This window comes from Enterococcus sp. DA9 (genome assembly GCF_008000875.1).
Classification (GTDB): Bacteria; Bacillota; Bacilli; order Lactobacillales; family Enterococcaceae; genus Enterococcus_B; species Enterococcus_B lactis.
The window spans coordinates 659,141-684,050 of sequence record NZ_CP042839.1 but is presented as its reverse complement, the minus strand read 5'-3'; the positions used below and the strand labels follow the sequence as shown (position 1 = coordinate 684,050).

21 protein-coding genes and 1 pseudogene are annotated in these 24,910 nt (G+C 38.5%); 17 read left to right on the top strand and 5 right to left on the bottom strand.

Annotated elements, in window-relative coordinates; all coding sequences use genetic code 11:
• Window positions 1-64: 64 nt before the first annotated feature.
• Window positions 65-3,709, top strand: coding sequence for a DNA-directed RNA polymerase subunit beta' (gene rpoC, locus FTX43_RS04130; RefSeq protein WP_029745053.1), 3,645 nt, complete (start codon window positions 65-67; stop codon window positions 3,707-3,709).
• 310 nt (window positions 3,710-4,019) lie between these two features.
• Here the strand turns inward: rpoC and FTX43_RS04125 are convergent, their stop codons facing one another.
• Complete coding sequence (locus FTX43_RS04125) at window positions 4,020-4,877, bottom strand: hypothetical protein (protein ID WP_002348194.1); 858 nt, start codon at window positions 4,875-4,877, stop codon at window positions 4,020-4,022.
• Window positions 4,878-5,166: 289 nt separating this feature from the next.
• On the opposite strand from FTX43_RS04125, the gene msrA reads away from it, so the two are divergent.
• Window positions 5,167-5,694 carry a peptide-methionine (S)-S-oxide reductase MsrA gene (gene msrA, locus FTX43_RS04120; protein WP_002310548.1) on the top strand — a complete coding sequence of 176 codons (528 nt, stop codon included), beginning with the start codon at window positions 5,167-5,169 and terminating at the stop codon, window positions 5,692-5,694.
• A 71-nt stretch (window positions 5,695-5,765) separates the two neighbouring features.
• Here the strand turns inward: msrA and FTX43_RS04115 are convergent, their stop codons facing one another.
• On the bottom strand, window positions 5,766-6,452 hold the full coding sequence (locus FTX43_RS04115; protein WP_147606774.1) for a prepilin peptidase: 687 nt from the start codon (window positions 6,450-6,452) through the stop codon (window positions 5,766-5,768).
• Between the two features lie 79 nt (window positions 6,453-6,531).
• On the opposite strand from FTX43_RS04115, the gene FTX43_RS04110 reads away from it, so the two are divergent.
• The 5 genes from FTX43_RS04110 (at window position 6,532) to FTX43_RS04090 (ending at window position 10,808) form a co-directional block, all read left to right on the top strand.
• Window positions 6,532-8,070, top strand: a complete 1,539-nt coding sequence (locus tag FTX43_RS04110) for a gluconokinase (protein ID WP_147606772.1) — start codon at window positions 6,532-6,534, stop codon at window positions 8,068-8,070.
• A 119-nt stretch (window positions 8,071-8,189) separates the two neighbouring features.
• Window positions 8,190-8,657: a DNA starvation/stationary phase protection protein gene (locus FTX43_RS04105; protein ID WP_002310545.1), complete on the top strand. Its 468-nt coding sequence runs from the start codon at window positions 8,190-8,192 to the stop codon at window positions 8,655-8,657.
• A gap of 275 nt (window positions 8,658-8,932) precedes the next feature.
• Window positions 8,933-9,361 (top strand): 50S ribosomal protein L13, encoded by a 429-nt coding sequence (gene rplM, locus FTX43_RS04100; RefSeq protein WP_002323724.1) that lies wholly within the window; start codon window positions 8,933-8,935, stop codon window positions 9,359-9,361.
• A gap of 15 nt (window positions 9,362-9,376) precedes the next feature.
• Window positions 9,377-9,769, top strand: coding sequence for a 30S ribosomal protein S9 (rpsI, locus tag FTX43_RS04095; protein WP_002287505.1), 393 nt, complete (start codon window positions 9,377-9,379; stop codon window positions 9,767-9,769).
• 289 nt (window positions 9,770-10,058) lie between these two features.
• Window positions 10,059-10,808 carry an AraC family transcriptional regulator gene (locus tag FTX43_RS04090; RefSeq protein ID WP_261801544.1) on the top strand — a complete coding sequence of 250 codons (750 nt, stop codon included), beginning with the start codon at window positions 10,059-10,061 and terminating at the stop codon, window positions 10,806-10,808.
• Between the two features lie 39 nt (window positions 10,809-10,847).
• Here FTX43_RS04090 and FTX43_RS04085 read toward each other — a convergent pair whose 3' ends face one another.
• Complete coding sequence (locus FTX43_RS04085) at window positions 10,848-11,336, bottom strand: hypothetical protein (protein ID WP_147606768.1); 489 nt, start codon at window positions 11,334-11,336, stop codon at window positions 10,848-10,850.
• Between the two features lie 211 nt (window positions 11,337-11,547).
• Here FTX43_RS04085 and FTX43_RS04080 point away from each other — a divergent pair, with 211 nt between their 5' ends.
• The 8 genes and pseudogenes from FTX43_RS04080 to FTX43_RS04040 all read left to right on the top strand — a co-directional run bounded on the left by FTX43_RS04080 (window position 11,548) and on the right by FTX43_RS04040 (window position 21,533).
• Window positions 11,548-13,677 carry a DUF1430 domain-containing protein gene (locus tag FTX43_RS04080; protein ID WP_147606766.1) on the top strand — a complete coding sequence of 710 codons (2,130 nt, stop codon included), beginning with the start codon at window positions 11,548-11,550 and terminating at the stop codon, window positions 13,675-13,677.
• A 4-nt stretch (window positions 13,678-13,681) separates the two neighbouring features.
• Window positions 13,682-14,029 (top strand): annotated as a pseudogene (locus FTX43_RS04075) (winged helix-turn-helix domain-containing protein); the annotation flags it as partial.
• A complete protein-coding gene (locus FTX43_RS04070; RefSeq protein ID WP_002344812.1) occupies window positions 14,022-14,918 on the top strand; it encodes a HAMP domain-containing sensor histidine kinase in 897 nt (298 codons plus the stop codon). The pseudogene FTX43_RS04075 and the gene FTX43_RS04070, both read left to right, overlap by 8 nt.
• 195 nt (window positions 14,919-15,113) lie before the next feature.
• On the top strand, window positions 15,114-16,763 hold the full coding sequence (locus FTX43_RS04065; RefSeq protein ID WP_147606764.1) for a MutS-related protein: 1,650 nt from the start codon (window positions 15,114-15,116) through the stop codon (window positions 16,761-16,763).
• Between the two features lie 315 nt (window positions 16,764-17,078).
• Entirely contained in the window at window positions 17,079-18,014 is a 936-nt protein-coding gene (locus FTX43_RS04060; protein WP_002310523.1) for an ABC transporter ATP-binding protein, read from the top strand.
• Complete coding sequence (locus tag FTX43_RS04055) at window positions 18,007-18,777, top strand: ABC transporter permease (RefSeq protein WP_002287492.1); 771 nt, start codon at window positions 18,007-18,009, stop codon at window positions 18,775-18,777. Before FTX43_RS04060 ends, FTX43_RS04055 begins: the two co-directional genes overlap by 8 nt.
• Window positions 18,778-19,065: 288 nt before the next feature.
• Window positions 19,066-20,049 (top strand): tRNA-dihydrouridine synthase, encoded by a 984-nt coding sequence (locus tag FTX43_RS04050; protein ID WP_147606762.1) that lies wholly within the window; start codon window positions 19,066-19,068, stop codon window positions 20,047-20,049.
• Between the two features lie 446 nt (window positions 20,050-20,495).
• Window positions 20,496-21,533 carry a zinc-binding alcohol dehydrogenase family protein gene (locus tag FTX43_RS04040; RefSeq protein ID WP_002316877.1) on the top strand — a complete coding sequence of 346 codons (1,038 nt, stop codon included), beginning with the start codon at window positions 20,496-20,498 and terminating at the stop codon, window positions 21,531-21,533.
• 84 nt (window positions 21,534-21,617) lie between these two features.
• Here the strand turns inward: FTX43_RS04040 and FTX43_RS04035 are convergent, their stop codons facing one another.
• Window positions 21,618-21,941 (bottom strand): AzlD domain-containing protein, encoded by a 324-nt coding sequence (locus FTX43_RS04035; RefSeq protein ID WP_002310520.1) that lies wholly within the window; start codon window positions 21,939-21,941, stop codon window positions 21,618-21,620.
• Window positions 21,928-22,635 (bottom strand): AzlC family ABC transporter permease, encoded by a 708-nt coding sequence (locus FTX43_RS04030; protein ID WP_123830586.1) that lies wholly within the window; start codon window positions 22,633-22,635, stop codon window positions 21,928-21,930. The genes FTX43_RS04035 and FTX43_RS04030 overlap by 14 nt, the downstream gene beginning before the upstream one ends.
• 459 nt (window positions 22,636-23,094) lie before the next feature.
• Here FTX43_RS04030 and FTX43_RS04025 point away from each other — a divergent pair, with 459 nt between their 5' ends.
• Window positions 23,095-23,982, top strand: a complete 888-nt coding sequence (locus FTX43_RS04025; protein WP_002320469.1) for a transcriptional regulator — start codon at window positions 23,095-23,097, stop codon at window positions 23,980-23,982.
• A gap of 558 nt (window positions 23,983-24,540) precedes the next feature.
• Window positions 24,541-24,834: a WXG100 family type VII secretion target gene (locus tag FTX43_RS04020; RefSeq protein ID WP_002310516.1), complete on the top strand. Its 294-nt coding sequence runs from the start codon at window positions 24,541-24,543 to the stop codon at window positions 24,832-24,834.
• The last annotated feature ends 76 nt before the right edge of the window (window positions 24,835-24,910 follow it).

Here is a 24,910-nt window from a genome sequence, read left to right as displayed (position 1 = left end):
TGCAAGGCGGTCGAAGATCAGCCGTCTTGCGGTTTGCCATTAAATGAAATGGAGGGAACCCCTTTTGATCGATGTAAATAAATTCGAAAGTATGCAAATAGGTTTGGCTTCTCCCGAAAAAATCAGAAGCTGGTCTTACGGTGAAGTAAAAAAACCTGAGACGATTAACTATCGTACCTTAAAACCTGAACGCGAAGGGTTGTTCTGTGAGCGGATTTTTGGTCCTACAAAAGACTGGGAATGTGCCTGCGGAAAATACAAACGTATCCGTTATAAAGGAATCGTTTGTGATCGATGCGGAGTGGAAGTTACTCGTTCGAAAGTTCGCCGTGAACGCATGGGACATATTGAATTAGCAGCTCCTGTTTCACATATCTGGTACTTTAAAGGGATTCCTTCACGTATGGGTCTTGTATTAGACATGAGCCCACGCGCTTTGGAAGAAATCATTTATTTTGCTTCATATGTGGTTATCGAACCAGGAAACACGAATTTAGAGAAAAAACAATTGTTGACAGAACGCGAATATCGCGAAAAACGTGAACAATATGGACAAGAATTTCAAGCTGCTATGGGTGCAGAAGCGATCAAACAATTACTTGATAATGTTGATCTAGATGCAGAAGCAGCCGAATTGAAAGAAGAATTGAAATCTGCACAAGGACAAAAACGTACACGTGCAATCCGCCGGTTGGATATTTTAGAAGCATTCCGCGCTTCAGGAAATCAACCAAGCTGGATGGTTATGGATGTTATCCCTGTTATTCCACCAGATTTGCGCCCAATGGTTCAATTAGAAGGTGGACGTTTTGCAACAAGTGACTTGAATGATCTTTACCGTCGTGTCATCAACCGTAATAACCGTTTGAAACGTTTATTAGACTTGAACGCACCTGGAATCATCGTTCAAAACGAAAAACGCATGTTGCAAGAAGCAGTAGATGCATTGATTGATAACGGTCGTCGCGGACGTCCAGTAACTGGACCAGGTAACCGGCCATTGAAATCTCTTTCTCATATGTTGAAAGGGAAACAAGGTCGTTTCCGTCAAAACTTGCTAGGTAAACGTGTGGACTACTCCGGTCGTTCCGTTATCGTTGTTGGACCTTTCTTGAAGATGTACCAATGTGGACTTCCAAAAGAAATGGCCATTGAATTATTCAAACCATTCGTGATGCGTGAGCTTGTTCAACGTGAACTAGCTTCAAACATCAAAAACGCTAAGCGTAAAATCGAACGTCAAGAAGACGAAGTATGGGATGTTTTAGAAGACGTAATCAAGGAACACCCAGTATTGCTGAACCGGGCACCTACGCTTCACCGACTTGGTATCCAAGCATTCGAACCAGTTTTAGTACAAGGACGCGCAATCCGTTTGCATCCACTTGTATGTGAAGCTTATAATGCCGATTTCGATGGAGACCAAATGGCTGTCCACGTGCCATTGAATGAAGAAGCACAAGCAGAAGCACGTATGTTGATGTTAGCTGCTCAAAACATCTTGAACCCTAAAGATGGTAAACCAGTTGTTACTCCTTCTCAAGATATGGTTCTAGGTAACTACTACTTGACAATGGAAGAAGAAGGACGCGAAGGCGAAGGAATGGTCTTCAGAGATCAAAACGAAGCCGTTATCGCATGGCGCAACGGATACGTTCATTTACATTCACGTATCGGTGTGAACCCTAACTCATTAGGAGAAAAACCATTTACTGAATGGCAAAAAGAACGTACGATGATCACAACAGTTGGTAAGATCATCTTCAACGAGATCATGCCTCCTGAATTCCCTTATCTGAATGAACCAACAGACTTCAACTTGACTGTCCAAACACCGGACAAATACTTCGTTGAAGCTGGTACGGATATTCCTGCACATATCAAAGAGCAAGAATTAGTGTTACCGTTCAAGAAGAAAAACTTAGGGAACATCATCGCAGAAGTCTTCAAACGATTCAAAGTAACAGAAACTTCTAAGATGCTTGACCGTATGAAAGACTTAGGGTACAAACATTCAACACATGCCGGTATCACAGTAGGGATTGCTGACATCAGTGTACTGAATGAAAAACAAGAAATCATTGAAAATGCCCATAAACAAGTTGAAACTATTACAAAACAATTCCGTCGTGGTCTGATTACAGATGACGAACGTTATGAACGTGTCATTGCTGTTTGGAACGCTGCAAAAGACAGCATCCAACAAAAACTGATGGAAGGTTTGGAAGCGAAAAACCCAATCTTCATGATGTCTGATTCTGGAGCTCGTGGGAACATTTCCAACTTTACACAGCTTGCCGGAATGCGTGGTTTGATGGCCGCTCCTAATGGTCGAATCATGGAATTGCCAATCATTTCGAACTTCCGTGAAGGACTATCTGTCTTGGAAATGTTTATCTCAACTCACGGAGCTCGTAAAGGGATGACCGATACAGCCTTGAAGACTGCCGATTCAGGTTACTTGACTCGTCGTCTGGTTGATGTGGCCCAAGATGTAATTATCCGTGAAGAAGATTGCGGTACTGACCGAGGTCTTGAAATCCAAGCAATCCGTGAAGGAAATGAAATCATCGAATCATTAGAAGATCGTTTGGTGGGACGTTACACTCGTAAAGAAGTACGTCATCCTGAAACAAATGAATTGATTATCGCAGGAAACCAATTGATTTCCGAAGACATTGCAAAACAAATTGTTGATGCAGGTGTCGAAACAGTGACGATCCGTTCTGTCTTCACATGTAATACAAAACATGGTGTCTGCAAACATTGTTACGGACGCAACCTTGCAACTGGCTCTGACGTTGAAGTCGGAGAAGCAGTTGGTACGATCGCCGCTCAATCAATCGGTGAACCTGGTACTCAGTTGACGATGCGTACATTCCATACGGGTGGGGTTGCCGGAGACGATATCACTCAAGGTCTTCCTCGTGTCCAAGAAATCTTTGAAGCACGTAATCCGAAAGGGCAAGCAGTAATTACAGAAGTAACAGGGGATGTCATCGATATCTCAGAAGATCCTGCAACACGTACCAAAGAAGTAACAATCAAAGGAAAAACAGATACACGTACGTATACTGTTCCTTATACAGCACGTATGAAAGTAGCAGAAGGCGATATGATCCACCGTGGCGCACCATTGACAGAAGGATCAATCGATCCAAAACAATTGTTGCAAGTCCGCGATGTATTATCTGTTGAAAACTACTTGCTTCGTGAAGTACAACGCGTTTACCGTATGCAAGGGGTAGAAATCGGCGACAAGCATATCGAAGTAATGGTTCGTCAAATGCTGCGTAAAGTTCGTGTAATGGATCCAGGTGATACAGATATCTTACCAGGTACATTATTAGACATCGCAGACTTTAAAGATCAAAACTACAATACGCTAGTCTCAGGAGGCGTTCCTGCAACTTCTCGACCTGTCTTGCTAGGTATCACAAAAGCATCATTAGAAACAAATAGTTTCTTATCTGCTGCATCATTCCAAGAAACAACTCGTGTCTTGACGGATGCTGCGATCCGCGGTAAGAAAGATCCTCTTCTTGGTTTGAAAGAAAATGTTATTATCGGTAAGATCATCCCAGCTGGTACTGGTATGCAACGTTACCGTGACATGGAACCAAAAGAAGTCGGTGTAGCAAGCGAAAATGTCTACAGTATTTCAGATATTGAAGCGCAAATGGCTGCAGAAGATGCAATGAACAATTAAACAAAATAGAGGTTGTGACAGAAGTGGTCAGCTTCAAGAAATAAGAAAAAATTTACGAAAATTGCTTCTCAAATTTTTGTGAAATTTCGGCTTATTTCCGAAGAAGTTACTTCTGGAACACCGTGTATAAGAGGTTGTGAAATCAGCGTTTTGACCTGAGTATTAGAGAAATAAACGGAAAAATAGTTCCTCATATTTTGCCGTTTGTTGAACTAATACCGAGGGTCAGCTGATTGAACACCGTTTATTCGGAAAAAGGGATTGTGACAAAATCTTGTCACAATCCCTTTTTTTGCTTATACGAAGTAGCTTACCTCTCATTTGTTTGGTTAGAAGAAAGAGTGGGAGATGATTTTGAAGCTACAGGTTTTGCTATATCAGCTGACTGTTCATTACCTATCATTTCTTGATATATATAAGAAATTGCGGATCTGGATAGACCGAAAAACGATGCAATATGTCTTTGTTTTATATCAGGTATTGTTAAGGCTTGTTGGACTTGATTACGTAATTCTTGTGATATAAATCGCCCTTGTTTGTTGGAAACTTCGCCAATTCTCTCACGCAAAAGCTGATGAGTATATCGTTTATCAATGATATCATACTCTTTTTCAAATTTTTTTTGGGACATAGTATTTACTGTAGACTTGGATACGCCAAAAAATAAGGCAATCTGACTTTGATTAAGATCAGGCAATGTTAAGGCTTGTTGGATTTGATCGTACACTTCTTGCGGTATTCGTTTTTCTCTTCCTTTTTGAAAAGAAACATTGCCAAATATCTCATATAGACGCTGCTGAGCACTATTTGCAACATTTCCTTCTACTGAACTGTCCATTTTTTGCTTATCCGCAACAAAGGCTGACTCTGAACCAGCAGAAGTAGATGGGGTTGGTTCTTCGACTGCTTGTTGATGGAGGATCGAATCGGGCAATATTTCCGCTAGTTCATTGATGACTTGCCTCTCGTTTTCGCTGAGCGTTAGAGAATCATCCTTTGAAGAAAAATCAAATTCGTGTGAAGGAAAATCAAATTCATGTGAAAGAAAATCAAATTCGTGGGGTGGTGTTGGAGGCGTTTTTATTTTTTTGTTCGCTTTAGTTAATAGTTCATCAAATGCAATAAAGTCAGTGGGTGTATCTGAATGTTTTCTTTTTGCTTTAGGCATAGTTATCCCTCCGATAATATGGATTTATTTATTCGCATGAAAAAATAAAGGTACATAATTTTGGGATAAGCATACCATATAAAACTTATACACAACGTGGTTGAAAAGACAACTTTTTCTTGCCTGTGGAAAAAATGATTCAATACAATTGTCATAGTTATCCACAACCAATTGAAAAAGAAGGAAAATGAAGAAAAATCTGCTAAAATACCGGGAGGGGGTAAAAAACGAGCAAAATAATTTTAATTATCTATAAAACAGGTATGATGAGAAAAAAGGGGGATTTTATATGACAAAAAAAGCAGTTTTCGCAGGCGGATGCTTTTGGTGTATGGTCAAACCATTTGAAGAGCAGCCAGGGATCATTTCTGTGACATCCGGTTATACAGGCGGGCATGTACCAAATCCAACTTACGAACAAGTAACAACAGGCACAACAGGGCATACAGAAGCCGTAGAGATCGAATATGACCCAGAAGTTATTTCTTATGATCAGTTGGTGGAAATCTATTGGCAGCAAACCGATCCGACTGACGCGTTAGGACAGTTCGCTGATCGTGGTGATTCTTATCGACCAGTGATCTACTATAGTGATGAAGAAGAACGAAACATTGCAGAGCGTTCAAAACAAGCATTGCAAGACAGCGGACGATTCGATAAGCCAATCGTGACAAAAATCGAACCAAGAAGCGAATTTTATCCTGCAGAAGATTATCATCAGGATTATTACAAGAAAAACAAGCTCCATTACAATCTTTATCGAGAAGGTTCTGGACGTGCCGGTTTCATTCGTCGACATTGGGGCGACAAGAAATAAGAAGCCGAAAAAGCTACTTTTGGAACACTGTATATCAGAGGTTGTGACAAGTCGTTTGTCACAACCTTTTTTCAATACCTAAAATGAAGGACGATCAGCAGGGCACTACTCAAAAAAGGAATGAAAGGCAGCTTTTCCAACTTTTTTTTATGACAGATAAAGTAAACAGAAAAAAAGGATATTCCAAACAGGCTAGCCAGAAACAAGACCCGAAGCAACTCTTCCAGAGGCAAGCCCCCACTCCAAGAAAGCACCAACAGAGTATCGCCAGCACCGAGATAGGATTGACCATAGCGAAGGCATGCAGCGCCTACGATGAACGTTAACAACATACTGTGCCATTGGAAAACGCCGGCCTGCAACCAAAAAATCCATAAGACAGCCCAGAAGCAGAATAGCGTGTGAGAATGGACCATGAAGTAAAACAAGTCCATCAACGAAAATAGCAAAGCCGAAAGCACCCAAATGAACGTCGAAAAATTTCTTGCGGAAGAAAAAGTAAAGAACCAGATAAAAAGACCACCACATAAGACTTCTGCCAACAAATAGTAGAAGGGCAACCGACACCGGCAATAGCGGCAGCGAAATCGTTGGACGATGATCGAAAGAATCGGAATCAATTCATACCAAGAAAGCGAACGACAGCATTTGACACAATGAGATCTAGGATAAATAATAGAGTGACCTAACGGAATCCGCTGGGCGGTTAAACATAAAAATGACCCAATACAGCAACCAATGATAAAATAAAGTAACACGCCATCTCCCCCTTTTCAAAACCAAGATACGCAAGCTTAAACTAAATTTTTGTACATACATAAAATTTGAGGTGAAAAAATGAACGTTTCAATCGGATTAGATATCGGAACCACACAAACCAAAGCAGTTGCTTTCACAGATGAAGCCCAAGAAGCAGCATCCGCTTATTTTCGCTACCCTTTGATCCAAGAAACACAAGGGATGGCAGAACAAGATCAGGAATTGATCTTTCAAGGCGTCTGCACCGTTATAAAAGAAATAATTAAACAGTTGCCTTCAGACACGACCATTCAATTTGTCTCCTTCTCCTCTGCGATGCATAGCCTGATATTGTTGGATGAAGAGAAAACACCGTTATCTCGAATGATCACTTGGGCAGATAACCGAGCAGCGGACGAAGCAGAAAAACTGAAATATACCGTGCTTGGCAAAGAATTTTATCGGCAGACTGGGACACCGATTCATCCAATGACACCATTGAACAAAATCAAGTGGTTGCAAAACAGCCAACCTGAATTATTCAAAAAAACTGCTTATTTTGTCGGTATCAAAGACTATATTTTTTATAGATTGTTTGGAGAACTCATCAGCGACTACGGAACAGCTTCAGGAACTGGATACTTTGATATCCATGAATTCCAATGGGCAGAAGAAGTGCTTGACTACTTGGACATTCGAACAGAACAATTGCCGCAAGTGTTTCCTTCCACCTATCAAGTAACAGGTCTACCGTCAGAAACAGCAGCAGAACTAGGTTTGCCAAATGATATATCATTTGTTTTGGGAGGGGCAGACGGCCCGCTTTCTAATCTAGGGTTAGGCGCTTTTGGTGATACGATTGCCGCTTTGACCGTAGGAACGAGCGGAGCACTTCGTTTTATTACTACTCAGCCTCAGTTCCATCCAGAAATGGAGACGTTTTGTTATGTTCTGGATCAGAAACATTGGGTAGTAGGAGGAGCGACTAGCAATGGTGCTGGCATCTTTGATTGGGCAGGGCATACATTTTTACAGGAAGTCGTTCAATCTGCTAAAGAAAAAGGTGAAAATCCATATGATGCACTGCTTTCGGCTATTGCTTTTGTGCCAGCGGGTGCCAATGGTCTGATTTTTCATCCCTATTTGCTTGGCGAGCGAGCACCGCTTTGGGACGCAGATGCGTTTGGTAGTTTTATCGGCTTACAGCGGCAACATACAGAAAAAGAAATGATGAAGGCGATTCTAGAGGGGATCTGTCTCAATCTTTATCGGATTTTAAAAGGAGTTTGCCAAGAAAATCAGCTCACAGAGATCCGTGCTACAGGCGGGTTTGCTCAATCTCCGATTTTTCGTCAGATGATGGCTGATGTACTGGGTTACCCGCTTGTTTTCCCTACTGTCACAGAAGCATCCGCATTAGGAGCTGTGATTTTAGGCTGGCGAAGCATCGGAAAGATCCAAAGTATCAGTGAAGCACAGGAATTGATAGAATTGAAAGAGCAAGTCGGAGTACAAGAAACTGATCATAAAAAATATCAGAAAATCTATCCATTATTTGTTTCGACACAAAAGCATTTAGTACAGACTTATCAGCAATTTGCTCAACTGCGAGAAGAATTAGCTGATTCTGAAAAATGATTGGCTTTACGGATAAAAAAGTGAAATGAAAATCGTTCTCAGGTAAATGATTTTGTTGTACTTTTCATTAAAAGTCTACTATTATTTTAAGTGTAAGAAAATGTTAGGAGGCAAGAAAGATGAAATTCCAACAAACCAAAGAAGTATTAAATCAATTAGTTGCAGATCTAAGCCAAATGTCTGTTGTTGTTCACCAAACACATTGGTACATGAGAGGACCAGGTTTCCTTACATTGCACCCAATGATGGATGAGTTCATGGACGATTTGAACGCTCAGTTAGATGAAGTATCCGAACGCTTGATCACATTAGACGGTTCACCTTATTCTACATTGCGTGAATTTGCAGATAACACGAAAATCCCTGATGAAGTAGGACGTTGGGACCGCACGATTCCTGAACGTTTGGAAACACTTGTTGCAGGCTACCGTTATCTAGCAGATCTTTACCAAAAAGGAATCGAAGTTTCTGGAGAAGAAGGCGACGATCCAACACAAGATATCTTTATCGAATTCAAAACAGCCACAGAAAAACGTATCTGGATGATCCAAGCTCATTTGGGCAAAGCGCCAGAGATCGACGCGTAAGCGCGAAACTTATCCTTTTATATAGAAGAAACCGCGGAACAGCATCGTTTCGCGGTTTCTTCTATATTAGAAAACGACCCTTTTACATAAAAAGAAAGGAAAAAAGTAAAGTTTCATATAATTTTTTCAACCGGTCAGAAAAACGTTGACATTGACCAGATTAGAAGGTAATATGTTAAATGGTATTGTTTGCCCCACAAAGAGCCCCGGAAACTCGAAGTGTATGTCAAACATCAGAACTTAAATTGGAGGAAAATAACGTGCGTACAACATATATGGCCAAACCAGGCGAAGTAGAACGTAAATGGTATGTAGTAGACGCAACTGATGTTCCATTGGGACGTCTTTCAACAGTTGTTGCATCTGTACTACGTGGTAAAAATAAACCAACTTTCACACCTCATTTGGATACTGGCGATTTCGTCATCGTCATCAATGCAGACAAAGTGAAATTAACAGGTAAAAAAGCGACTGACAAAATTTATTACCGTCACAGCAACTACCCAGGAGGATTGAAATCAATCACTGCTGGCGAATTGCGTGCTAAAAATTCTCGTCGTTTGATCGAAACTTCTGTAAAAGGTATGCTTCCTAAAAACACTTTAGGCCGCAAACAATTTACAAAATTGAACGTATACGGTGGAGCAGAACATCCACATGCAGCACAACAACCAGAAGTTTTAGACATCACAAACTTAATCTAATAGGAGGGAATTTCATTGGCACAAGTTCAATATATCGGCACAGGCCGTCGTAAAAACGCAGTTGCTCGCGTACGTCTAGTACCAGGAACTGGCAAAATTACTGTAAATAAAAAAGATGTTGAAGAATACATTCCACATGCTGACTTGCGTGAAGTAATCAATCAACCTTTCGCTGTTACTGAAACAAAAGGCGCATATGACGTATTTGTTAACGTAAACGGCGGAGGATACGCTGGACAATCAGGAGCTATCCGTCATGGTATCGCTCGTGCATTGCTAGAAGTTGATCCTGACTTCCGTTTAGCGCTTAAACGTGCTGGCTTGCTTACACGTGACGCACGTATGGTCGAACGTAAAAAACCAGGTCTTAAGAAAGCTCGTAAAGCTTCACAATTTTCAAAACGTTAATATTATTCGAGCAAAACACACCTTCTATTTGGAAGGTGTGTTTTTTTTGATTATGAAAAAATACAGAGCGAGGCGTAAGCAGAGTAAAGTAGTTTTATTTAATGGATGCGACTTCATTTGCTTATGAGTACTAGTTCAATTCTATCACTACAAGGCACTTTCAAAATTTGGAGAGTGTCAACTAATAGAAATAAAAAATGTATGTATTTTTTGCCAAAGTCAATTTTTCCTCTTTACTATGATATGATTTGATTGGTATATGATTGAAGTGGACAAGAAAGGAGTACAAATGTTTATCAATAGTGTAAATGATGCTGTTTTTTCTTGCCAAGCGTGTGTGAATGTCTATGTGTTAAAGTTGTCTAGAACTTATTTTATTCCTGTTGATGTTTTATTTATAGACCAGAGAAACAGAGCATGGGAATTAAAAAAGAAGTACTTTGAAAAGCAGATAAAATCTAAAGTGAAACAAAGGCAATTGATTGTTGCATTCAATGAAATAATTGATAAGGTGATTTTAAGAAGAGAGAAGCAACATTTTCAGTTCTCACTATTCAATCAACATTTTTTAATACGGGTAGAAAAAATAGAGGATAAAGAACATTTGATTATTTTAGGTCCTTTCTGTACGAGTGAAACTATTCAGTCCCATATAGTTCTACGTAAATGTATTCGTAAACTAAGAAAATTCTATTCCAAAAAGGTCAATAAATATCTGTACTTAGTGATAGATGAAATATTGGCTACTGAGAATTTCTATAGACATTCTTTAGGATTTTGGGCGAAGAAAATTGGGTATGATTATTCGTATTTAAGTAGAGAATTCAAGAAATATGTTGGCTGCTCATATAGTTATTATCGAGAAAAGTATAGAATTGAACATGCAAAGAATGACTTACTTATGACTCAGTTATCTATCGAAGAAATTTCTAACTTTTTAGGTTTTTATGATTCAAGTCATTTTTATAATAGTTTTTTTAAAGAAGAAAGAACTTCACCAACTTTTTTTAGAAATCGATATAAAAAATTAAATAAATAAAGGCTGGAATATTAATCCAGCCTTTATTTATTGTGTTGATTAAAAAATATAGTAAGAAGGAGCATGTCTTAAACTATTTGAACCTGTAACGCGTGCAGTACGAGTTTGTCCGGCATTACCAGTGACATGATTAGCTTTAATCACTGTTTCATTTGAGTTTAGTAGCACGGCTGAAACTCGATAACGACGTGTACGATGATGAATAGTTGAGTTTAGTCTTACGTTTCCCCAAGCAACAAAAGGAAAACCATCTGTTGAAATTGTCCAAAAGCCCCAAGGGAAATGAGTTTGTCGTCTAGATAAAGGATCATCTGTGCTATTGCTTTTTTCTAACAAAATTTCATTTGAAACATCAAGAACTCTTCCGTTTTCATCAAAAACAATGCTTCCGCTATTTGGAAATGACTCTGTTATTGGCATTGTTAGTGCATCATTTTGAAATCCAACTTCATCAGCATTTACTGATACAGGCATAGCAAGGGACAAGAGAGTAATTGCAACAAACGATACAGAAAAAATTTTTCTCATAATGCAGAGCACCTCTTTCTTTTTGTGGAAATAGATTATTCCCACATTTAAAATACTATGAGGTTAGCCATATTTTCTATGTAATATCATGACTATATACCTATATCTATTTGTAATAATATGACTTCTTAACAAACATAGATTGTTGAATGTTTAGTGTCCATCTATACTTTTAATTGACTAACTACGTTAAAAACAAGGAGTTTTGCCGATGACTAATATAGTATTGAAAAAAATCGTTTTGCTGTTGTCTATACTCTCAAGTCTTGCATTAGCTGTTGCCATTAGGAATGTGAATAGGGAAGAAGATTTCCAGAAAAAGGTAAACACGGCCGAGTATTTTACACCGTTCAGATTTCCAGAATTTATCGTAGATCCTCAGCAAGAAACTAGGGTTCTAGAAATACTTGAATCAGTCTCAGAAAAATTGAATGTAAACTATATGGCAAAAGTTTCATTCTATGGTGTGAGAGACCATACCTTTTCTGAAACAGGAGAAATCTCTTTTGATCGTTTAGGTGAAACACATACATTTTTTCTTTCCAAGCAAACAGAAACACATCTTTTGAACAATTTTTACATAGAGCCTCAAATAATCAGTGAAAAAAATTATTTTGCATCTGACTTAGAGAAATATCCAGATGCGGAATATTTAGAAAATAAACAACTGAAAAACGAAGATTTTTTTATACTACCGATACAAATGGCTGAGGCGCTAAATCCAGCTGATTTTTTTGTGGAAACGAAAGATCAAAAAACTCTAGATAGGTTCCTATCAAAATTATCTGATGAATACAATCTCTCCTTTGAGACAGCGTACGAACCCACATCTTTTCAATATGAGAATGACATAGAAACATTTGCACCATCTCGAACATTAGAAGCATCTACTTTTGTGATATTTACTCTTTTCTATAGCCTTTCCTTGATTTTATGGATACTAGAGAACAATAGACACATTGCGATCTATCGTTTAAATGGTTTAACTAGTAGAAAAATTTTAAAAAGATTATTATTAAAAGAATTAGTGATTCTTTTTCTCTTGAATCTATTGGTAGCTTTCTTCTTTGTCCTACATTCAGTGAATCATTTGTTTGTGCTAGTGCAACTGTTCTTGCTTATTTTTAGTCTAATCATTTCTTTTTTTGTGATTGATTTACTAGGCAATCTTTCATTGAATAAGCAACTAAATCGCCAAACTTTTGGTAAAGGATTCTTTTATACTATCTATTCTGTCAAAATGTTTATTTTATTTTTTAGCGTGGTACAACTTGTTCCGTTAACTGAATATGCTCGCACATTCCTTACACCAGAAGCAGTACCTGAAGAAATAAAAAATCATGCCGTTTTCTATCCAAGACTTGGCGGCAATGAAGCGACTTTGACAGATCTTTCTCAAGATATGAGAGGATTAGATAAAACAAAGTTGCTTTCGCAACTGTTGGATGATGGAGCAATCGAGGTTGATACAAGTGCTTATTTTGAAGAAGAGAATCCTTTGATCCATCAATCTATTTATGTAAATACAAACTATTTAGACAAGTATCCGCTCATCAGCATAACAAATCAGCCTATCCAAATTGATAAAAATGAGGATCGAGAAATCATATTAATCCCAGAACGAATGATGCCCGATTTTGTTCAACTTCGTTCTTGGTTTTTGAATGAAACGAATCCTGATAGACGAACAAAAAAAGAAGAGGATGTTTTGTTTTATACCATCCAAGATGAACAAGAAATCTTTGCCTTTGACCAAGAACAGGCAATCATCATCAATCAGCCGAATATCATCCATGTATTCACTTTGAACAATCTACCCATTTCTCATAGAAATATTCTGACAGGAAATAGTTTTGCTGAACCATTAAAAATTCCATTGATTGGGACTGCACAAGAAACCTATGATAGATATCTTCCGTTATTGAAGGAAGCAGGATTGGAAGACAACTTTCCTTTTTTGATCCCAATGGAACAGTTAAGGAAAACAGAATTGCAGTTGATTTATTTGTGGGACATAAGACAAAGGATAACTGATTTATCGATTACTATTTTATTGGTTATTGTTTTGATTACCTATTCCACACTGAGCTATTTCCGCCTTTATCGGCAAAAATTTGTTGTTTGGCGGTTAAATGGTGTTTCTTTTTTCAAAACTTATAGAAGAATTTTTCTGTTGTTTGGCTTACAATATCTTTTGTTTTTTATCTATGTAGCTGTCCATTCATTTAGGATAACGGATGTTTTTATTTTTTCGTTATACATACTAATCGAATGTATTGTGCTGTTGTCTACATTTTTTTTAATCGAGAAAAAACAGAACAGATTATGTGAAAGTAAATGATTTTTTACGAATCGGCATCCAACTTCGTCATCAGACTTCTGTCCAAGTAAAAGATCTGTCGCAACGCATCTATTACAAGGAAATCTTACTGGACAAAGAGTCAAGGGAGGTAAATGTGAATGGTGTGGCTGTCCATTTGACAGGAAGAGAATTCGATCTGCTGAAGCTTTTTTTAGAACATCCGAAAAAAGTATTTTCGCGAGCAAACCTTTATGAAACAGTTTGGCAAGAACCATATTTTGATAGTGAGAAAACAGTGAATATGCGTATTTCCAATCTTCGAGGGAAACTAGCAAAGGCATATGCTGTGTATATTCATACGGTGTGGGGAGTGGGGTTTAGATTTGATTAAGTGGCTATTGCTTCTAGTTGTTATCTTTATGGGAAGTTTTATTTTCTTCCTGCAAAGGGAAATCAAGCGATTGACTAAGAAAATCGCCACTCTTTCTGAACAACAAGAATATGGTGGTCGTCTTTCAGTCGAATTTCGAGAAAAGAATCTAATGGACCTAGTAGATGCACTGAATACATGGGTGGATGAAAATGAACAAAAAGGACAAGTATTTCAAGAAATGGAAGAAAACATCAGACTATCGATCGTCGGCCTTTCTCATAATCTCAGAACTCCTTTGACTGCTATTAACGGTTGTGTACAATCACTGGAACAGGTAGAGGATACGGAGAAACGGGAGAAGTATTTAACGATCATCAAACAATCTGTTGCAAGATTACTCAGTATGACGGATCAGTTTTATGATCTTGCTCGAATAGAGACGAAGCAAAAAGAAATGGACCTCCATACGCTTTCTTTTTCTAAAGAGGTGGAAGAAGTATTTTTCTCTTTTTATGAACAATTTTCTGTAAAAAATATCGAGGTAGCGTTCGCTGAACACTCGATAAATACAACGGTATTAGCAGATCCGCTCATGTTGTTGCGAGTGCTGCAAAATATCATACAGAATTTATTGCGTTATGCAGATGGACAAGCAAAGGTGACATTTTCAAAAGAGGATCCATTCATTCGATTAACAGTGGCCAATCCTATCAAAGCAGGAGCGCAAACTTCTGTTGAAAAAGTCTTCCAGCGTTTTTATACCGAAAATACCAGCCGCACAAATACGGAATCTAGCGGAATCGGGCTTTACCTGTCAAAAAGATTGGTGGAAGGAATGGGAGGAGAAATGGCCACTAAATTAGACGGGGGCATCTTCTCCATCTCCGTCAAGTTGCGGAGGGTTTAATTGGCTCTAATTTACCTGAAGTGAATGACAAAAAAATTGTATCTCGTTTTAAAGACATCTTCTTTTTTGGAAGGTGTTTTTATTTTGGTGTGATTGATACGAATTAGGTAACGAAGACAGTTATTTTTGTACCCCCTTTTCAAATAGCGCAACAGTGCTATACTAAAGCTAACAAATAAAGGAACGGAGAGGGATATGAATCAAAGAGAATTTATCGTTTTAATTATTATTGCAGCTGTTATTTTATTAGTTGCTTTAGACATTTTTTCACGTTTGAAATTAAAGGAAACAGTTCGTAGCAAATGGGGGAAAATTCCTTATCAACCGAGATTTGATAAAGAAGAAAGCTTGAAGGAAGCATGGCTCACGGAGAAGAAGTTCCGTTCATGGGATAGCGAAATCGATGATCTTACTTGGTATGACCTGGATATGTTCGAAGTATTCGAAGGAATCAACAGTACCTATTCTAGTGTAGGTTCAGAAGCGTTGTATCAACGTTTACGCAGCTTTGATTTTGGCGAAGATCAGCAGTTAGAAAAACTGATTGCTTTTTATCAGGAAAATCCTCAACTGAGAGAAAAAATCCAATATCAATTCGCTCGTTTAGGAAAAAAAGATCATAATTTTGCAAAACAATATCTAGCGGATGGAAAAAGTAAAAAGATTGGACGCGTAGGTTTATTTATTTTTCTTGGCTTGCTTCCGCTGGTGGGTGTAGGTTTGCTTCTTTTAGGTCAAGTACTAGGAATCTATTTGGCAATCGGTGGGTTAGTATTCAATACGGTCTATTATCTAGTGAAGAAACAAACGCTAGAAACAGAGCTGAATAGCATGAGTTATTTGGTTTCAACGATTTCAGCCGCCAATCAGTTAGCAAAACTGCTGACACCACTTCAAGAAGAGCTGAAACAGCAAACTAAACCATTAAGAGACATCCCTAAATTAGGTTTTTCATTTCGTATGAAGAGCGGGAGTGAAGCAGAGTTGATTTTTGAATATGTCAACATCATGTTCATGCTGCCATTTATCTCCTATCATTTCGTTCTCACTAAATTAGAAAAGCATTCAACTGAAGCCATCAAGCTGTGGGAATTGCTGGGAGAACTGGAAGTAGCCGCTGCAATATTGAATTACCGTACTTATATGCCCATCACTTGCCGTCCGGAATTTACTGAGGGCGGTGTGACAGCGAAAGATATCTATCATCCATTGTTAAAAGAAGCGGTAGTGAATCCAGTCAACTGGCAGAAGAATACATTAGTCACGGGTTCCAATGCATCAGGAAAATCTACGTATGTCAAAAGTATAGCTATCAGCTGTATTCTAGCACAGACGATCCAAACAGCAATTGCAGAACAGTTTACCCTGCAATCTGGACATGTGTTGACTTCCATGGCAATCGAAGATGATTTATTTGAAGGCGACAGTTATTTTGTTTCAGAAATCAAATCGATCAAACGTTTGTTGGATCAAGTGGCTTCCAAAGAACGCTGCTACTGCTTCGTAGATGAGATTTTAAAAGGGACAAATACGATTGAACGGATTGCTTCTTCCGCTTCAGTCGTTCGGTGGCTTGCGGAGTATCCATCTTTAGCATTTGTCGCCACACATGATATCGAATTGACAGAGATTTTAAAGAATTATTGTGAGAATGTCCACTTTGAAGAACAAGTAACAGAAGGAAAAGGAATCAGTTTTGATTTCAAATTAAAAGAAGGACCTTCAAGGACCCGAAATGCGATTGCTTTGCTGAAAGTTTTGGATTACCCAGAGACTTTAGTAGAAATCGCAAAAACGGAAGCCGCGTCATTTGATGAAAAGCGGCAGTGGCATGTATTGGGATAGGCGAAGTGATCGAAAGTATTTATTGGATCAAAAATCATGGATTTTGCTTCTGCCGTTTATACGTGTTTAGAGCGTGAGACAAAAGTGTTCTTTACTTTTGTCTCACGCTCCTTTTGTTGCATATATGAATAGTAATCCTTTATCTTCGATTTGTTTTTTCTGAAAAGGTTGTCTGACTTCGTCCGATTGATGTCTTTCATTAGGAGATTTTCCTGAGCCCAGCAACCTGATTTTTCTCTGGAACCAAGTTGTTTTTTCATCTGCTGTATTCCATGATACAATAAAGAATCATGTCTATAAGGAGATAGGAAATAAATGGCAAATGCGCTTGAAATAAATAATTTGAAAAAGGTTTATGGAAGTGGGGTCGAAGCATTGCGAGGAATCGATCTTTCCGTGAAAGAAGGAGATTTCTATGCGCTATTAGGACCAAATGGAGCTGGAAAGTCTACAACGATCGGAATCATTACTTCTTTAGTCAATAAAACATCTGGAAAAGTGAAGGTCTTCGGTTATGATCTGGATACGGATCTAGTCCGAGCAAAGCAACAGATTGGATTAGTCCCGCAAGAGTTCAATTTCAATCCCTTTGAAACGGTCCAGCAAATCGTCGTGAATCAAGCAGGTTACTACGGTGTCTCTCGCAAAGAAGCGATGAAACGTAGCGAAAAATATTTGAAGCAGTCCAATCTCTGGGAAAAGAGAAATGTCCGTGCACGTATGCTTTCCGGGGGAATGAAGCGAAGACTGATGATTGCTAGGGCATTGATGCATGAACCACGTTTGCTGATCTTGGATGAACCAACAGCAGGAGTCGATATTGAATTGAGACGCGAGATGTGGGAGTTTCTACGAGAATTGAACGAAAATGGTACAACGATCATTTTGACGACGCATTATTTAGAAGAAGCTGAAATGCTTTGTCGTAACATCGGGATCATCCAATCAGGTGAACTAATCGAGAATACTAGTATGAAAGAGCTTCTATCCAAACTTCAATTTGAAACATTTATCTTTGATTTAGCGCCATATGAGACCAAACCTGTGATTGAAGGATACGCTTGTACATTTGAAGATGAACAGACAATCGCTGTCGAAGTTGAACGAAATCAAGGGGTGAACGGAATCTTCGATCAGCTGACAAGACAAGGAATCAAAGTTCTTTCTATGAGGAATAAGTCGAATCGTTTAGAAGAACTGTTCTTGAAAATCACAGAAGAAAATGATCATACGGAGGAGAAAAATGTTTAATCTTTATTTTACTGCATTAAAAAGTTTAGCTATCAAGGAAACGAACCGCTATTTGCGTATATGGGTCCAAACACTGGTTCCACCAGTGATCACGACATCCTTGTATTTTGTTATTTTCGGAAAAATGATCGGTGGTCGGATCGGTGACATGGGTGGTTTTTCATATATGGAATTTATCGTGCCTGGTTTGATTATGATGTCTGCTATCACTAGTTCGTATGCCAACGTTTCTTCGTCCTTCTTCTCTCAAAAATTCCAGAAAAATATCGAAGAAATCTTGGTAGCACCTGTTCCTACGCATGTGATTATTTGGGGCTTTGTGATTGGCGGAGTGGGTCGCAGTATTCTCGTCGGCTCTCTCGTAACGATCATTTCCTTGTTCTTTGTACCACTTCATGTGTATTCATGGTTCATGGTCATCATTACATTATTGATGACGGCAATCTTGTTTTCGTTAGCAGGACTGCTCAACGGGATTTTTGCTCAGTCTTATGATGATGTATCAATCGTGCCTACATTTGTCTTGCAGCCGTTAACTTATCTAGGTGGCGTTTTCTATGCCATCTCTATGTTGCCGCCATTTTGGCAAGCTGTATCGAAAGTCAATCCGATTGTTTATATGATCTCCGGTTTCCGTTACGGATTCCTTGGAACGATCGATGTGCCAGTAGCAACATCGATGATCGTACTTGTGTTATTCATCGTTGTTTTGTACGCTGTTACTTGGTATTTGATCAATAAAGGAAGAGGATTGAGAAGTTAGAAAGAGGTTGTGAAATCAGCGTTTTGATCTGAGTATTAGAGAAATAAACGGGAAAATAGCTCCTCATATTTTGTCGTTTGTTGAGCGAATACCGAGGAGTTGGCAGGAGAACACCATTTATTCCGGAAAATGGACTGTGATAAGATTTTTGTCACAGTCTTTTTTGTTCAATCAGAAACATCTTTTAAGCTGTTCACTTTGCTTCTTTTTTTGTTTCCTAGTATAATGACAATGTTTTTGAGAAAGATTGCGACTTCACTGCTTGATAGAATGGAGAGTAACAAATAAATGACTACTAATTTTTGGAAAGAGCTGCCAAAGCCTTTTTTTGTTTTAGCACCAATGGAAGATGTAACAGATGTTGTATTTCGCCATGTCGTAAAGCATGCAGCAGCACCAGATGTCTTCTTTACTGAGTTTACAAACTCAGACAGTTTCTGTCATCCAGATGGAAAAGACAGTGTACGAGGAAGATTGACCTTTACAGAAGATGAACAGCCGATGGTTGCCCATATTTGGGGAGACAAGCCAGAATTTTTCCGAGAAATGAGCATTGCTATGGCAGAAATGGGCTTCCAAGGAATCGATATCAACATGGGCTGCCCAGTTCCTAATGTAGCAGAACGTGGAAAAGGCAGTGGCCTGATCCTTCGCCCAGAAGTAGCGGCACAATTGATTGAAGCGGCTAAAGCTGGCGGTTTGCCTGTCAGCGTCAAGACGCGTATCGGCTATACGGAAATGTCTGAGATGGAAGAATGGATCAGTCACCTACTTCATCAAGATATAGCCAATCTTTCTGTCCATTTGCGTACGCGTAAAGAGATGAGTAAAGTAGATGCACATTGGGAAGTCATTCCTAAAATCATTGCTTTACGTGATCAAATTGCTCCGCAAACACTAATCACGATCAATGGAGATATTCCCGATCGCCGGACAGGAGAAGAGTTGGCCGAAAAATATGGCGTAGATGGCATCATGATTGGCCGAGGAATTTTCAAGAATCCTTATGCATTTGAAAAAGAACCGAGAGAACATACAGAAAAAGAACTGATCGGACTACTTCGTCTGCAACTAGATCTGCAAGATCATTATTCAGAAATCATTCCGCGTTCGATCACCGGACTGCATCGTTTCTTTAAAATCTATATCAAAGGTTTTCCAGGAGCAAATGACTTGCGTGTTCAGTTGATGAATACGAAATCTACCTATGAAGTACGAGAGATCTTAGACACCTTTGAAAAAGAACATCCAACGCTTTTCAGTGGACAATGATTTCTTGCTTGAAAACCGTGAATCAGAGGTTGTGAAAAAGCTGTCCTGCATCAAGTCATAAGAACAGCCAAACAAAAATAGCTCCTAATGTTTTTGAATTGGTTGGACTTATTACCGCAGATGCAAGCTTTTGAGCACCGTTTATCAGAGGTTGTGAGCCTGCCGTTTAACTCTGAGTCACAAGGAGCAATTCCAAAAAATAGCTCCTCATATTTTATGAATATTGTAACTTGTGACCGAAGAGTTGGTAGGAGAACACCGTTTATCAGAGGTCGTGACAAAAGTCTTGTCGCAACCTCTTTTTTAACCAAAAAAGTGCAAATAGTTTACTTTAAGTAAGAGAATAATTATGATGGATAAAAAAGGTGGAACAAATAACATACTATATGTATTGAAATGAACACTGTATGGATGCTCCAACTTGATGAAGCTAAGGAGGAATTCGTATGTCAGAAAAGGAATTAATGAAGGTAGTCGGTTTTTATGAAGGGTTGCCGATCGATGATCCCAAAAGCTTTATGGATGAAAAAGAACAGGTACCTGTACCCAGTCCACAGGATCTTCTGGTAAAAGTCAACGCAGTATCTGTCAATCCTGTCGATACGAAACTTCGCCAAGATAATGGGATAAGAAATGCTTTGCGTATCTTAGGGTTTGATGGGGTCGGGAAAGTCGTTGCTGTAGGCGATGAAGTGCAAAAATTTTCTGTCGGGGATCGCGTGTTTTATGCAGGTACAACAACAAGAGCAGGAAGCAATCAAGAATACCAACTGGTTGACGAACGTATTGCCGCTCTTGCACCGAAAAATCTGTCAGATGAAGAAGCCGCAGCGTTGCCATTGACTTCATTGACCGCTTATGAATTGTTATTTGAAAAATTTGGTCTGATTCCAGAAGAAAATGCCAACCGCGGGAAAAAAATCTTAGTGATCAACGGAGCTGGGGGCGTCGGTTCGATTTTGAATCAACTAGCGCATTGGGCTGGTCTAGAAGTCTATGCGACTGCAAGTCCGAAGAATTTTGAATGGCTGAAAAAAACAGGTGTAGACTATCCAATTGATTATCATCAAGACTTAAGTAAAAGTTTTCGTGAATTAGGAATCGATCAAGTAGAGTATGTCGCTGTATTATTCGATATTACCCGCTACTTTGATCAGATCAAGCACCTTGTCCGACCATTTGGACATGTGGGAACGATCGTAGGAATCAAAGAGCCGTTAGACATAGGTGTTTGGAAAAACCAATCTATCAGTTTCGACTGGGAGTACATGTTCGCTAAAACAGACTATAACTATGAAATCGAAACGCAAGGAGAAGCTTTAGCGCACATTGCTGCTTTAGCAAACGAAGGGATTATCCGTAGTACATTGAGCAAGGTCTATTCAGATGGGATCAATGCGAAGAACTTGAAACAAGCAACCAAAGACGTAGAAACAGGACATATGTTAGGAAAAGTCGTTGTTAGTGGTCCGTTCAACGGATAAGTAGGAATACGCCGATTTTCTTCTTATCATAAATAAAAACAAGAGCTCATGACAGTAATTTGCCATAAGCTCCTGTTTTTTTATTTATAATAAGCGAATCAATGAAAGGGAAAGAATACCTACCAAGACGATCACCAATAAGCTTTTTGAAAGAATAGCAGCTAAAAGCGTAGGAACTGAAGCCAAAGCATTTTCGAGATTAATCTGCGGCAGATGTCCGATGTTTTGGGTAAATAGACTGCTGAACCATAAAGCAGACATAATGACGATTGGGACAAAACTTAAATACTCAAGCAACGGTCGCGGTAAGTCGAATTTTTTCAGTAAGACAAACGGTAGGACCCTAGAAAGCCAAGTCGCTAGAGTACAACCTAAAATAGTCAGCAATGTAAATTCAAAAGAAGGCATGTTTGATCCACACCCCCAATCCGCACCCAATCAATGTTACAACTACAATCACTAAGTTGCTTGGGATAAAAATCAGTCCGACATATACCAGAATCAAAGTGAGACCAATCAGGATCAACTGTAATCGTTTAGAGGTGTTTCTATCAGAAATGACTTGAAGATAAAGTAAGCCGATAAACATAGCAACGATGGCGAAATCCAAACCAAACTTTTTCGGATCAGTAATAAAATTACCTAAAAGTGCGCCAACAAGAGAAGAACCCAACCACGTCAAATAAGAAATCCAATTAGCTGTATTCATCCAACGAAAATTTAACTTTTGTCCAGTATAGTTCAATTTATTCATTCCCAGTGCGAAACTTTCATCTGTCAGCAATGTGCCAATCAGCAGATTTTGAAGCAGCCGATTTTTCTTGAAATAAGGGGCAATCGTCATACTCATCAAAATCATTCGGGAATTGACTAGAAAGGTCGAGAGAACGATGGAAAGCAACGGACTATGGCTAGCAAGCATGCTGACTGTGATAAATTGGGCGGAACCAGCATAGATCAGCAGGGACATCAACGTGACGACTAGCGGATGAAACCCGGCAGCTTTCCCAACGATACCAAATGCAAGTCCAATACCGATATAACCAAAAACGGTAGGTAACGTGTCTTTGATCGCAGTTTTTATATCTAATTTTTCATCCAATAACAAAACTCCTTTAGCACGACATAAATTTTCATAATTGTCGTCAAACTTGTGAATATTCTAAATTTTTGTTCAACGTTTGTCAATGGTAAATAGTTCATACGGGGGGAATACTTAGAAGATAAAATTCTACTAGAAAAAATAAAAATGAGTATATTTCATATAGTAAAAATAAAATAACGTATTATATGTATAATTTTACCGCTTATTCTTTATCCCTTAATGGATTTTAAAATTATAAAACAACTATTATGATTAAGTTTTTTTAAAAATACTGGTAAATGAACAATTGGTTTTAACAGCGATGATATCATGAAAAACAAGGAACGTCTTACGAAAAAATGATTTTTAGAAATGAAAAATGAAGATCAGATGGATTGGTATATGTTATTTCATACAAAATCATGTTGCGATTGTTTTCAACTGAAGGAGAGCCATATTTATAAAGGAGTTGGCAAAATGGAAGTATGGGAGATCATCGAATTTGTTCGAAAGCAAAAAGGTATCTCCGTAGCAGAATTATGCGGAAAGGAAGTCAGCCGATCCGTTTACGAACGGTTTGTAAAAAATCAAGCAGACACGACAGTTAGCAAATTTTCATATTTTTTACAAAAACTCAATCTTGGTTATGATGAACTGAGGATATTCGATTATCCGCCGGAAGTGGCAAACATGGACCGGATGATGAAAGAAATGGTTTTAGCATTTATGAATCAAGATAAAGAAGAATTACAACATTTGATCAGCCTGTGCGAAGAAAAAGGAGACATCACTCAAAAGGAGAGACATCTAGCTAGTTTATGTAAATTACTGATTGCTCGTATAGTAGATGAGCCAATTGCTGTTGCTGATTCAGAAGTTTATCAGTATCTGATTTATGCACAGACATGGACGAACTATGAGTTGGTGTTATTCAATCATTGTATGTATGCTTTTGATCCATTCTTTATCGATTTAGTGTTAGATAAAGCATTAGTCAGTATTTCCGCTTATCAAAACAGCAAGGATCGAAAGAATGAGAGCTTTCGGATGCTGGCAAACGCGATTATCCATTTTATCCAGCAGCAACAACGCGGACTAATTTGGAAATATATCTCAAAACTTGAAGCAGTCTTTTTAGAAGAAGATATGTTCTTTGAACGAAATCAGTATTCCCTACTCACTGGAATCTGGGAGATGATCAAAGGAAATGAAAAAGGAAGACAAAAAGTAAACCAAGCGTTGCAGATTTGTCAGCAACTTGGTGCAACGAAATATCATAAAATGAATCATGATCTTTTGAGAAATGTAGAAAGAATCTATGAAATCGATTTTCAATTAGACGAATTACTAGTAGTAGACAAATAAAAAGAGAGACAGCCGAGGTGTTACATCAAATACCTTGGCTATTTTTTTGCATGAAAAATATCAAAAGGATAATGAGACAATAAAAAATCAAATCAAAAAAATTTTTTCAAATATTTACGTACTTAATAAATGGGAGAATATTCACCACATATAAAACGAAGGAGGATCATCTGCATTTACAAGAAGGAATATTCGTTCCGGATAGAAAAAAAAGGAGGATAGAGGAGTATTGTCAGGTAAATATTAGCTGTTTTTTTATATTTTTTTGAGAAAGAACATAAAACATTAAAATATCAGCTAGTTTTTAAGAATTATTTCAAAGTGATTTGTAATAAACTTAAAAAGGTCATACTTAGAAAAATATGTGTGATTAGAAATAATTTGTATAGTTATTTTTCTTGGATTTTTGACCAGTCAAAAAAGGAGGGAGAAAGAGGTAAAATAACACATCGTATACGACACATGATGTGCGTGAATGCTACATTTTGACCACATAGACAAAAAATAGTTTATGATGTACGCGTAACAAAAAATAACTTTTTATTAGGAGGAACAAACATGGCAGGAGCAATTGCAGTCACACCCGAACAGCTTAAATCACAGGCAAAGGTCTACCAACAGGCAGCATCTCAAATCCAAGATGCGATCAGAAAGGTCAATTCCATGAACCAACAAATCGCTCAACAATGGAAAGGGCAAGCCTTCCAAGCATATTTAGAGCAATACAATCAGCTGGAAGGAAATGTCAAACAGATGGAGCAGTTATTGGAAAGCATCAATCAACAGTTGAACAAGTATGCTGACACTGTGGCAGAGCGGGATCGTCAAGACGCTGGCTCATTTGGATTTTAAGCAAATGGAAGAGGCGGTGAGAACCCTCATCGCCTCTTCCTTTCAATAGGGGCTTGTTCAACACAGGTATTAGGAC